Here is an 11,917-nt window from a genome sequence, read left to right as displayed (position 1 = left end):
GATCGGCGACTCAGGCTGGTGTCCCGGCGCGAGGGCTTGGCATTCACTCTTTCGTGCGCTAAGTTGTTCTCACGTTGAGATGTTCTCAGAGTGAGAGAGACGCCGTGAACGAGCAGGAGTTCCTCGCCGCCTACGACCCCCGGGCCTACCCGGCGGTCGCCGTCACCGTCGACGTGGTCGCCCTGACCGTCCGGTCCGACGCGCTGCACCTGCTGCTCGTCCGCCGGGGCGTGCCCCCGTTCGAGGGCCACTGGGCCCTGCCCGGCGGGTTCGTCCGCCCCGACGAGGACCTGACGACCGGGGCGCGACGGGAGCTGGCCGAGGAGACCGGCCTCGGCGGCGAGCGGCTGCGCCGGGTCCACCTGGAGCAGCTCGCCAGCTACGGCGACCCCGACCGTGACCCCCGGATGCGGATCGTCTCGGTGGCCTACCTCGCGTTCGCCCCCGACCTGCCCGACCCGGCCGCCGGCAGCGACGCCGACGACGCGATCTGGCTGCCCGTGACCGCGCTGAGCAGCCGGCAGCTCGCCTTCGACCACGACCGGATCATCGACGACGGCCTGGAGCGGGCCCGGTCCAAGCTGGAATACACCCCGCTGGCCACCCGCTTCCTCGACACCGAGTTCACCATCAGCGAGCTGCGGGCCGTCTACGAGACCGTCTGGGGGCACCCGCTGCACCCCGGCAACTTCCACCGCAAGGTGCTCTCCGTGCCGGGCTTCGTCGACAGCACCGGCGCGAGCACCGAACGCGGCGGCACGCGCGGCGGCCCCCGCGCCAAGCTCTACCGGGCCGGCGACGCCCGGCTGCTGCACCCGGCGCTGCTGCGCCCCGCCCGGGAGGAGACGGTGCGGTGAACACCCACGAGGCGATCCGGCTGGTCACCGCCGCCCGCACCGACGCCGACCTGTTCGGCGTCGACCCGTCGGCCCACCGCTACCGCGAGCTGGTCGCGGCCCTGCACCCCGACCGGCTGGGCGCGCTCGACCCGGCCGTACGCGCCGCCGCCACCGACGCGTTCGTGCAGGTCACCAACCGGTGGCGGGCCGGGCGGGCCAGCGCCGACCCGATCGTCCTCGGCGGCCACCGGCTCGGCCCGCTCGCCCACACCGGCGACCTCGCCGACCTCTACGACGTCGGGTCGGACCGGCTGCTCAAGCTGCCCCGCGACCCCGCCGACAACGACCTCGTCGCCCGCGAGCAGCACGCGCTGCGCACCATCGCCGAACGCGGCGACCCCCGCTACCTGCCGTACGTGCCCCGGCTCGTCGACACCCTCCGGCACCGGGACCCGGCCACCGGGGCGGAACGGCGGATCAGCGTGCTGGCCACCGCGCCCGGCCTGCACAGCCTCGACGAGGTGCGCCGCGCGTACCCCGACGGGCTCGACGGACGGGACGCGGCCTGGATGTGGCGGCGGCTGCTGGTCGCCCTCGGCCTGGCCCACCGGGCCGGCATCGTGCACGGCGCGGTGCTGCCCCGGCACGTGCTGATCGAGCCCGACGGGCACGGCGTGGTGCTCGTCGACTGGTGCTTCTCCGCCGCCACCGGGGGCACGGTCCCCGCGCTGGTGCCCGGCCACGAGGACTGGTACCCGCCGGAGGTCGCCGCCCGGCGGCCCTGCGGGCCCGGCACCGACCTGGCGATGGCCGCCACGTGCATGGCGTGGCTGATGGGCGACCGGGCCCCACGCGAGCTGCGCGCCTTCGCCCACGGCTGCCGCCGCCCGGCGCTGGCGTCCCGACCCGACGACGCGTGGCGACTGCTGCGCGAACTGGACGAGGTGCTCGAACGGCTCTACGGGCCGCGCACCTTCCGACCCTTCACCCTCAACCCCTAAGGAGGCTGCCATGGGCAGTGGAATGTGGTCCACCGACGTGTACGACGCCGCCGACCGGTACCGCCGGGCCACCGGCAAGAGCGCCTTCGCCTACAGCGACAGCGGGGCGCGCGAGGTGCACCCCGCGCTCGACCCGCGCGACGCGATGCGGGAGAGCCGCGACTCGGCCGAGCACCCGCAGTCGACGGCCATCACGGTGCTGTTCGACGTCACCGGCTCCATGCGGAACGTGCCCCGCACCCTCCAGGCCAAGCTGCCGCAGCTGCTCGGGCTCCTGCTCCGCCAGGGGTACGCCCGCGACCCGCAGATCATGTTCGGCGCGATCGGCGACGCCACCTGCGACCGGGTGCCGTTGCAGGTCGGGCAGTTCGAGTCGGACAACCGGATGGACGACGACCTCGGCCGGATCGTGCTGGAGGGCGGCGGCGGCGGCCAGATGACCGAGTCGTACGAGCTGGCCATGTACTTCATGGCCCGGCACACCGTCACCGACTGCTGGGAGAAGCGCGGCCGGCGCGGCTACCTGTTCATCATCGGCGACGAGCTGGCCTACCCCCGGGTCGACCGGCGGCAGGTGAGCCGGCTCATCGGCGACGACCTCCGCGAGGACGTGCCGCTGGCGCAGATCGTCGACGAGGTGACCCGGCGCTGGGACACCTACTACCTGCTCCCCGCCGGCAGCAGCTACGCGGGCAACACGAAGGTGCTGGACTTCTGGCGCGACCTGCTCGGGCAGAACGCCGTCGTGCTCGACGACCTCGACGCGGTCTGCGAGACCATCGCGCTCACCGTCGGCCTCGGGGAGCAGGCCGTCGACCTCGACCAGGGCATCGCCGACCTCAGGAAGGCCGGCTCGAAGGCCACCGGCACCGTGTCGAAGGCGCTGGCCCGCCTCGGCCGGGGCGCCCGCGACCAGGTGGCCACGCTGCCCGCCCCGTCGACCCCGCCCACCCGTGGGGTGACCCGGCTGTGAACCACGTGCTGGTGGTCGACCTCGGCTACGGCGACGCAGGCAAGGGCACCGTCGTGGACTGGCTCTGCGCCACCCGGCCCGTCCACACGGTGATCCGCTTCAACGGGGGCGCGCAGGCGGCGCACAACGTCGTCCTGCGCGACGGGCGGCACCACACGTTCGCGCAGTTCGGGGCGGGCACCTTCCGCCCCGGCGTGCGGACCCACCTGTCCCGGCACGTGGTGGTGGACCCGCTCGCCCTGGCCGCCGAGGCCGACCACCTCGCCACGGTGGGCGTGCCCGACGCGCTCGACCGACTCACCGTCGACGGGGAGGCGCTGCTGGCCACCCCGTACCACCGGGCCGCCAACCGGGCCCGCGAGCTGGCCCGCGGGGCCGACCGGCACGGCTCCTGCGGGCTGGGGGTGGGCGAGGCCGTCGCGTACGGGCTCGCCCACCCCGACTCCGCGCCCCGGGTGGCGGACTGCCGCACCCCGGCCGTGCTGCGCCGCCGGCTGGCCGCCCTGCGCGACCGGCTCACCGCCGAACTCGGCCCGCTGGACGCCCCGCCCGTCGACGACTGCCTGCCCGCGTTCACCGCGTTCGCCGACCGGGTGGCGATCGTCGACCGGTCCCACCTCGCCGGGGTGCTGCGCGCCGGGACCTGCGTCTTCGAAGGCGCGCAGGGGGTGCTGCTCGACGAGTGGCACGGCTTCCACCCGTACACGACGTGGAGCACCACCACGTTCGCCAACGCCGAGGGGCTGCTCGCCGAGGCGGGGCTCGCCGGCACCGCCGAGCGGCTGGGCGTGCTGCGGATCACCACCACCCGGCACGGCCCCGGCCCGTTGGTCACCGAGGATGCGACGCTGCCGCTGGCCGACGCGCACAACGCGACCAACCCGTGGCAGGGCCGGTTCCGGTTCGGCCACTTCGACGCGGTCGCCCACCGGTACGCCCTCGCCGCGGCCGGCGGCGTCGACGGGCTCGCCCTCACCCACCTCGACCTGGCCCACCGGGGCCTGCGGATCTGCCGCCGCTACGACGGCATGGACCGCCTTGAGCCCGGCCCGCCCGGCGACCTGGACCGCCAGGCCGCCCTCACCGCCCGCCTGCTCGCGGCCCGCCCCGACTACGACGACGGCCCGCCGGCCGACTGGCCGGCGGCGGTCGAGGAGGCGCTGGGCGCGCCGGTGACGCTCACCTCCCACTCCCCCACCGCCGAGGGCAAGCGGGTAAGGAAGGGCACCTTGTTAACGCCTTTTGTATAGGAAGGGCCCCTTCCTAACGCCGCGACGGCAGAGCATGAGGGCATGCAGTCGGTCCTCGGCCTGCTCCACGACACGGTCACCTCGCCGTGGGTGTACCTGGTGATCTTCGCGGTCACCGCCGTCGACGCCGTCTTCCCGGCGGTGCCCGGCGAGACGATCGTGGTGACCGCCGGGGTCTTCGCGGTCGGCGGGAAGCCGGACCTGACCATGGTGATCGTGCTCGCCGCGGGCGGCGCGCTGGCCGGCGACCACCTGTCGTACGCCATCGGCCGCCGCGGCGGCGCGCACCGGCTGGCCCGGTTGCCGGCGGACAGCCGGCGGCGCGCCGGGTCGGAGTGGGCCCGCCGGGCGGTCGACCGGCGCGGCGGCATGATGCTCACCACCGCCCGCTACGTCCCCGGCGGGCGCACGGCGGTGACCCTGACGATGGGCGCGGTCCGCTATCCGCTGCGGTCGTTCGTGCTCTTCGACGCGCTGGCCGCCGGCACCTGGGCGGCGTACTGCGGGCTGCTCGGCTACTTCGGCGGGCTGGCCTTCGAGCGGGAGCCCGTGCTGGGCATCCTGGCCGGGATCGGGCTGTCGGTCGCGATCACCGGCCTGCTGGAGGCCGCCCGCTGGTGTCGGCTCCGCGCCCGCCGCCGCGCCGCCGACCGGCGCTGAGCGACCCACCCGGCTGGCCGGGCGCTGACCGGCCTACGGCCCCGGCGGGTCGGAGGCCGGGGCCGTCGAGGGTCAGGTCGGAGTGCCTTCCAGGTAGGCCAGCATCGCCTCCCGGCTGCGCGGCAGGCCGTAGTCGCCGACGAGCAGGCTGAAGTTGCCGAACGTCGAGCCACCGATCAGCCACACCTCGGGCGACCGGGCCAGCACCTCGACGAGCCGACGCTGCCGGGGAGCCAGCGCCGCACACGGCACACCCCTGGCCAACCTGCCCTCGGGAAACGCCAGGCGCAGGGCCTCGGCCGTCACCGGCAACGTCTGCTCGCCGGTGACGGCGGGCAGCCGGTCGAGCAGCGCGTCGAACGCCCGATCGGTGTGCCGGGGGCCGAGCAGGCGCAGGGACAGCCCCGCGTACCCGTGGAGGTCGCCGTCGAGGAACGGCACCTCGGCCCCGTCGGCCGCCAACCGGTTTCCCGGACCGGCGGCCGTCCAGGCGAGCAGCTCGTCGACCGTCGCCTGGTCGGCGTCGACGCCGAGCACCCGGGCCCGGCCGACCGCGGCGGCCCAGCGGATCACCGGGCGCGGGTCGGTCAACAGGCCGGCGTCGGGCGCGGCGCCGAGCAACCCGGCCGCCACCAGGGCGGTCGCTGCCTCGTCCTCGTCCACCTGTGCCGCGGCTTCGGCCGCCGCGACGACCGCCGGGAGGCTGCCGGCCGCGTCCTCCGGGAACCAGGCGAGCGCGTACGCCGCCCCGGCGCGCAGCCCCGGGTCGTCGTCGGTGAGCAGGTCGCGGAACAGGGGCACGCCGGCCCGCACGGCGTCGTAGACGGCCAGCTCGACGTAGGCCCACAGCCGCTGCTGGTCCGCCTCGTCGAGCGACTCCACGTACGCGTACTCGACGTGCTCCTTCTGGGTCTCGTCGTCGCCGTGCCACGGCGGCGGCTTGGCGGCGAGCAGCTCCCGCCCGCCGGCGGCGGCCCGGCGGAACTCGGCCACCGGGACGCCCTCGGGCAGCCACCGCTCGTCGTAGCCCACCGCGAGCGCCGTCACCAGGTAGAGCACCAGCTCCCGGTCGGGGGTGGCCGGGTCGGCGAGCAGCTCCAGCAGGAACGGCACGGCGTACGCCGACGCCTCGTAGCGGGAGCCCTGGTGGAAGATGTTGGCGTAGAGCGCGCCGAAGGCGGCCTGCCGCTCATCCTCGGCGGGCGAGCGCAGGGCGCGGAGTTGGCCGGGCACGTCCCCGGCCGAGCCGTAGGCGTGGCCGAGCCGCCGCCAGTCGATGTCGTCGATTCCGTCGAACACGCGCCCATCCTCGCGAACCCCACCGACATTCCCCGGTCCGGCGGGTTAACAGGGGGCCCTTCCTATACGGAAAGCGTTAACAAGGTGCCCTTCCTTACCCCTCGGGGTGCCAGGTGAGGCCGCGCAGGAGCTGGTCGGCGCCGAGCCAGGCGACGTTCATCATCCGGGTGGCGGTCTTCTCCGGGTCGGCGTCCGGATGGTCGGCGAGCCAGTCGCCCAGCGACTCGCTCGCGCCGACCAGGGCGTACGCGACGACCTCCAGGTCGGTGGCGCTCACCTCGCGGCCCCGGGCGCGCAGCGCGTGGTCGAGCATGCCGGCGACCACCTCGACGAGCCGGGCCCGCATGGCGGCGAGTTCCCCGGCGAACGGCTGGGAGCCGCGGGCCTGCCGGTAGAGCACCGCCCAGCCGTCGCGGTGCGCCCCGACGAATCCGAAGAACGCGCGCAGCCCGCGCCAGAGCCGCTCGTCGGCGTCGAGGTCGGGGGCGGCGGCCCCGGCGATGGCCTCCATCATGCGGGTGCCCTCGCGGTGCAGGCAGGCGACGAAGAGCTCCTCCTTGCTGCCCAGGTACGCGTACACCATGGGTTTGGAAATGCCGGCGTCCTCGGCGATCTCGTCCATGCTGGCCGCGTGGAAGCCGCGTCGGGAGAAGACCCGGACGGCCGCGTCGAGCATCTGCTGCTCGCGTACGGCCCGGGGGAGGCGCTTGAACGTGGGGGTGCCGGGCACCTTGCGAGCATACCTACTCGTGCGTAAGGTTACGCTAGAGTAACCACAGTCACCGCGCGAGAGGTTCCTTTCCATGACTGACTTCGACCCGGCAAACTTCGCCAACTACGGCCCCAAGGAGTTCGCCCAGCTGGTCAAGTCCACCCCCGACGACAAGATCGTCGAGGTGATGTCCGGCGAGCTGCGCGGCAAGGTCCTGAGCGAGGTCTTCGGCCGGATGCCCACGCTGTTCCGCGCCGACCGGGCCGGCTCGACCAGCGCGGTGATCCACTGGGGCATCACCGGCCGCCCCGACGGCGGCACCGACACCTACGAGATCGTCGTCGCCGACGGCGCGTGCACGGTCAACGAGACCCCGCAGCACGACCCCAAGCTGAGCCTCACCATGGGTCCCCTGGAGTTCCTGAAGATCGTCTCCGGTGGCGCGAACCCGGTGATGATGTTCATGACCGGCAAGCTGAAGGCCAAGGGCGACCTCGGCCTCGCGGCCAACATCGCCAACCTGTTCGACATCCCCAAGGGCTGACGATGGCCGAGTTCTCGCTCGACCTGAACGAGGAACAGCGGGACCTGCGGGACTGGGTGCACGGCTTCGCCGCCGAGGTCGTGCGCCCGGCCGCCGCCGAGTGGGACGAGCGCGAGGAGACCCCCTGGCCCGTGATCGCCGAGGCGGCGAAGGTCGGGCTCTACGGCTTCGAGTTCCTCGCCACCTGCTGGGCCGACCCCACCGGCCTGTCCCTGCCGATCGCCAGCGAGGAGCTCTTCTGGGGCGACGCCGGCATCGGTCTGGGCATCTTCGGCACCTCGCTGGCCGTCGCCGCCATCTACGGCGCGGGCACCCCCGACCAGCTCGTCGAGTGGGTCCCCCAGTGCTTCGGCGACGCCGACTCCCCGGCCGTCGCGGCGTTCTGCACCACCGAGCCGGAGGCCGGCTCCGACGTCGGCGCGATGCGCACCCGGGCCGTCTACGACGAGGCCACCGACGAGTGGGTGCTGCGCGGGCAGAAGGCGTACGCCACCAACGGCGGGATCGCCGGGGTGCACGTCGTCACCGCCTCGGTCGACCCGACGCTCGGCTCGCGCGGGCAGGCCGCGTTCGTCGTACCCCCGGGCACCGCCGGGTTGAGCGCGACCCGGAAGCTGCGCAAGCTGGGGCTGCGCGCCTCGCACACGGCGGACGTCTTCCTCGACGACGTCCGGGTCCCCGGCCGCTGCCTGCTCGGCGGCAAGGAGGCCCTCGACGAGCGGCTGGCCCGCGCCCGATCCGGCCAACGGGCCTCCGGCCAGGCCGCCATGCGCACGTTCGAGCTGTCCCGGCCGACCGTCGGCGCGCAGGCGCTCGGCGTGGCCCGCGCCGCCTACGAGTACGCGCTCGACTACGCCAAGGACCGGGTGCAGTTCGGTCGGCCGATCATCGAGAACCAGGCGGTCGCGTTCGCGCTGGCCGACATGAAGATGGAGATCGACGCCGCCCGGCTGCTGGTCTGGCGGGCCTCCTGGATGGGGCGCAACAACCGCCCGTTCACCGCCGGCGAGGGCTCGATGTCCAAGCTCAAGGCCGGCGAGGTGGCCGTGTCGGTCACCGAGAAGGCCGTGCAGCTGCTCGGCGGGGCCGGCTTCCTGCGGGACCACCCGGTCGAGCGCTGGTACCGGGACGCCAAGATCTACACCATCTTCGAGGGCACGTCGGAGATCCAACGCCTGGTGATCTCCCGCGCCATCTCCGGCGTCCACGTCCGCTGACCCGGGCCGGCCGACCCCACCCGGGCCGCGCCGGCTCGACCCCACCCAGACCCGACCCGGTCCGCGCCGCACGGTCGCCGGGTGGGTCCCGCTCGCCCGAGGGAGGCCCGCGGATGGATCTGCCGTTCACCGTCGCCACGCTGACCCGGCGCGGGCTGCTCACCCCGGGCCAGCCGATCCGGGTCGCCGCCCAGCTCAACGCGCTGCGCCGGTGGGGCTGGAGCCTCGCCGGCGAGCTGCGCCAGGCCGCCGCCCGGGACCCGGGCCGCGCCGCCGTCGTCGACGAGCAGGGCGCCGAGCTGACGTACGGCACCCTGCTCGACCGCGCCGAACGGCTGGCGAAGTCGCTGCGCGGCGGGCTCGGCGTGCACAGCGGGGACCGCATCGGGCTGCTCTGCCGCAACCACCACGGGCTGATCGAAGCCATGGTCGCGGCCACCCTGCTCGGCGCGGACGCGGTGCTGGTCAACACCGGGCTCTCGCCCGCGCAGCTCGCCACCGTCGCCGAGGAGCAACGGCTCAGGGTCCTCGTGCACGACGCCGAGTTCGCCGAGCGGACCCTCGGCCTCCCCGCCGACCTGCACCGCGTCGACGAGGCCCGGCTGGCGGAGCTGATCGCGGCGGCGCTGCCCGGCGACCTCCAGCCGCCGCCGCGCGAGGGCCGCACCATCGTGCTGACCTCCGGCACCACCGGCGCGCCCAAGGGGGCACGCCGGCCCACCCCGCACGGCTTCGGCCCGCTGGTCTCCATCATCGACCGCATCCCGCTGCGCGTCCGGGACACCGTGCTGATCGCCGCGCCGCTGTTCCACACCTGGGGGTACGCGGCCCTCCAGGTCTGCTTCGCCCTGCGGGCCACGATCGTGCTGCACCGCCGCTTCGACCCGGCCGCCACGCTCGACGCGCTCGTGGCGCGCCGCTGCGACGCCATGTTCGCCGTGCCGGTGATGGTGCAGCGCCTGATGGAGGTGCCACCGCCCGACCCGAGGCCGCCCCTGAAGGTGGTCGCCCTCAGCGGGTCGGCGCTGCCCGGCGGGCTCGCGCTGCGCTTCATGGACACCTACGGCGACGTCCTCTACAACCTGTACGGCTCGACCGAGGTGTCCTGGGCGTCCATCGCCGGGCCCGCCGAGCTGCGGGCCGCACCGACCACCGCCGGCCGCCCGCCGCACGGCACCCGGCTGCGCATCCTCGACGACGAGGGCCGACCGGTCCCCGCCGGCCGGGTCGGGCGGATCTTCGTCGGCAACGAGATGCTCTTCGAGGGCTACACCTCGGGTGCCGCCCGGGAGAGCCGGGACGGGCTGCTGGACACCGGCGACCTCGGCCGGGTCGACGCCGACGGGCTGCTCTTCGTCGACGGGCGGGCCGACGACATGATCGTCTCCGGCGGGGAGAACGTCTTCCCGTCCGAGGTGGAGGACCTGGTCGCCCGGCTGCCCCAGGTGCGCGAGGTGGCCGTCATCGGCGTGCCCGACGACGAGTACGGCCAGCGGCTCGCCGCGTTCCTCGCCCTGCATCCCGGCGAGACCCTGGACCCGGAGGCGGTCCGCGAGTACGTCCGGCACTACCTGGCCCGGTTCAGCGTCCCCCGCGACGTGGTCTTCGTGAAGTACCTGCCGCGCAACGCCACCGGCAAGGTGCTCACCCGCGAGCTGCGCCGCTACTTCGCCTGACCGGGCGACCGCTCGGCGATGAGTTCGTCCAGGGCCGCGGTGAGGTCGGTGCCGGTCGGCACGATGCGGACGTAGAGGCCGGTCAGTGCGCCGGCGAGTTGCGCGTTGAGGCCGCCCTGACCGATGCCGCCACGGTAGAGGTGCCGCTCGACGGCCACCACCGCGTGACCGTCCCGGATGAGCAGGTCCTCGACTCGGGTCGGCTTCATGGCGTTGACGAGATAGGTCCGAGGGTCCCGCGCATAGTCGATGATCTCCAGGCGCTCGCGGCCGAAGGCCCGGTCGAGCATCCGCTGCGCACCCCGCAACCGGGCCACCCCGTGGCCGATGACGGCCCCCCGCGCGTCCGAACCACTCTCCGTGGTCCGGGCGACGGCGACCTTCGTCCGGGTGCCGACGACCCGCGCGACCTTCATGATCACGACTCGTCCCGAGCACAGTTCGTTGACGAAGACCCCCAGGATCCGGGTCACCAACTCGGGTGCCGTGGCGGACAGCATCAGCCGACCGTCTGGTCCCGGCCGCACATCGGTGACCATGGCGGTAACCCGGTCGCCAACCGACCATGTGACCGGTTGGATCCCCTCGGGCAGGTCACCGTGGCGCGGACGGAACAACAGAGCGGATCGGCTGCGGCCGCCATCGTCGACCGTGCAGGTGTAGCCGGCCGCCTTACCTCCGGTGACGCGTGCGGTGACCGTCGCGCCGACCTCCACCGCCGCGTCGTCGTCGAGGACGAAGCTGACCGCCTCGTCCGGGGCCAACTCGCGCGTCTCGGCCACCAACGCGACGGGTGCCAACTCCCACTGGGGACAACTTTTGCACCTGGCTCGGTTGTCGTCGGTGACGTGCACCGTGTCCGCCAGGGTGCTGTCCGGATGCGCGCCCGACCAGGGGCAGCGCCACTTCCCGGACTCGCCCTGGGAGAATCCGAGCCGCTGGAGAACGGACGCGACATCCACCCGGTTGGCCTCGGCGATCCGCCGTAGCCGTGGCGAGACCTCTCGCGGTGCCACGACCGTCGCCGCGTCGGCCGCCGACCGACGCTGCTCCTCCTGGTACCGTCGGGCGGCGTCGACGACCGCGTACAGGTCGATACCCTGAAATGGATCGTCCTTCCTGGTCGGCACGGGCTCGTGGCCGGTCGACAGGTGCGGGAAGCGCTCGCCCTTGGGACGCCTCCGGATCGCCGCCACCCGGACGAACGCCTCCACCGCCGGTCGGGTCCCAGCGGGCGGCACGAACCGCAACCGGTTGGCGTGCCTGATCACCGTCACCTGGTCGGGGTCGTTCCCTTCCAACGGGACCCAGGGGATGCCCTCCGGCGGCGGACCGCCCGCCTGGGCCCACGGAAGCCACCTGGGTGGGCGGCCCGCATCAGGCAGGTCACCGGTCGCCCAGTCCGGCCTGGAGAGTTCGAGCACCGTGCCGCCCGCGTAGACGTCGACATGCCGACCCGCGAGCCCGTACAGCGCCGCATAGAGCACGAGCGTCTCCCGCGCGCCGCCAGTGTCGTCGTTCGCGAGGAGGACCACCCGGGACTTGAAGTCCGCGCGTCCCAGGCTGCTCCGCTCCAACGCCTCGACCGCCCGACCGACCGGATCGTCGTCCCAACCGTCGCCGAGCCGGAGGTCGACCGTCTTCACGCCGTTCGGTGCCGCAGGGGCGCCGGGACAGCGGACCGCGAGATCGTAGCCACTCAGCCCGCGAGACGCGCTCCCGATGAAGGCCATCGACAAAGGTTAC

Annotated in this window: 11 protein-coding genes; 8 read left to right on the top strand and 3 right to left on the bottom strand. The window is 74.0% G+C overall.

The features are described 5' to 3' along the window. The first annotated feature begins 104 nt into the window (after nucleotides 1–104). The 5 genes from O7633_RS19870 to O7633_RS19850 are packed head-to-tail and all read left to right on the top strand — an operon-like array spanning nucleotide 105 to nucleotide 4,723. Nucleotides 105–857: an NUDIX domain-containing protein gene (locus tag O7633_RS19870; protein ID WP_074475603.1), complete on the top strand. Its 753-nt coding sequence runs from the start codon at nucleotides 105–107 to the stop codon at nucleotides 855–857. Continuing rightward, nucleotides 854–1,840: a serine/threonine protein kinase gene (locus tag O7633_RS19865; RefSeq protein WP_282323487.1), complete on the top strand. Its 987-nt coding sequence runs from the start codon at nucleotides 854–856 to the stop codon at nucleotides 1,838–1,840. The genes O7633_RS19870 and O7633_RS19865 overlap by 4 nt, the downstream gene beginning before the upstream one ends. 10 nt (nucleotides 1,841–1,850) lie before the next feature. Continuing rightward, nucleotides 1,851–2,813 carry a hypothetical protein gene (locus O7633_RS19860; protein ID WP_278130629.1) on the top strand — a complete coding sequence of 321 codons (963 nt, stop codon included), beginning with the start codon at nucleotides 1,851–1,853 and terminating at the stop codon, nucleotides 2,811–2,813. Next, entirely contained in the window at nucleotides 2,810–4,063 is a 1,254-nt protein-coding gene (locus O7633_RS19855) for an adenylosuccinate synthetase (protein WP_282323486.1), read from the top strand. Before O7633_RS19860 ends, O7633_RS19855 begins: the two co-directional genes overlap by 4 nt. Before the next feature lie 42 nt (nucleotides 4,064–4,105). Next, a complete protein-coding gene (locus O7633_RS19850; protein WP_074475607.1) occupies nucleotides 4,106–4,723 on the top strand; it encodes a DedA family protein in 618 nt (205 codons plus the stop codon). Between the two features lie 72 nt (nucleotides 4,724–4,795). On the opposite strand, the gene O7633_RS19845 is transcribed toward O7633_RS19850, so the two are convergent. Further along, nucleotides 4,796–6,022, bottom strand: coding sequence for a hypothetical protein (locus O7633_RS19845; RefSeq protein WP_282323485.1), 1,227 nt, complete (start codon nucleotides 6,020–6,022; stop codon nucleotides 4,796–4,798). Nucleotides 6,023–6,116: 94 nt separating this feature from the next. Then, complete coding sequence (locus O7633_RS19840; protein WP_282323484.1) at nucleotides 6,117–6,752, bottom strand: TetR/AcrR family transcriptional regulator; 636 nt, start codon at nucleotides 6,750–6,752, stop codon at nucleotides 6,117–6,119. A gap of 73 nt (nucleotides 6,753–6,825) precedes the next feature. On the opposite strand from O7633_RS19840, the gene O7633_RS19835 reads away from it, so the two are divergent. The 3 genes from O7633_RS19835 (at nucleotide 6,826) to O7633_RS19825 (ending at nucleotide 10,171) form a co-directional block, all read left to right on the top strand. Continuing rightward, nucleotides 6,826–7,278 carry an SCP2 sterol-binding domain-containing protein gene (locus O7633_RS19835; RefSeq protein ID WP_074475610.1) on the top strand — a complete coding sequence of 151 codons (453 nt, stop codon included), beginning with the start codon at nucleotides 6,826–6,828 and terminating at the stop codon, nucleotides 7,276–7,278. 2 nt (nucleotides 7,279–7,280) lie between these two features. Further along, nucleotides 7,281–8,495, top strand: coding sequence for an acyl-CoA dehydrogenase family protein (locus O7633_RS19830; RefSeq protein ID WP_074475611.1), 1,215 nt, complete (start codon nucleotides 7,281–7,283; stop codon nucleotides 8,493–8,495). 113 nt (nucleotides 8,496–8,608) lie between these two features. Then, nucleotides 8,609–10,171: an AMP-binding protein gene (locus O7633_RS19825; protein ID WP_282323483.1), complete on the top strand. Its 1,563-nt coding sequence runs from the start codon at nucleotides 8,609–8,611 to the stop codon at nucleotides 10,169–10,171. Here the strand turns inward: O7633_RS19825 and O7633_RS19820 are convergent. Beyond that, nucleotides 10,159–11,817 (bottom strand): hypothetical protein, encoded by a 1,659-nt coding sequence (locus O7633_RS19820; protein WP_282323482.1) that lies wholly within the window; start codon nucleotides 11,815–11,817, stop codon nucleotides 10,159–10,161. The genes O7633_RS19825 and O7633_RS19820 overlap by 13 nt on opposite strands. Between the last annotated feature and the right edge of the window lie 100 nt (nucleotides 11,818–11,917).

Source organism: Micromonospora sp. WMMD712, from assembly GCF_029581295.1.
GTDB lineage: Bacteria > Actinomycetota > Actinomycetes > Mycobacteriales > Micromonosporaceae > Micromonospora > Micromonospora carbonacea.
This window is presented reverse-complemented; position numbering and strand designations above follow the sequence as displayed.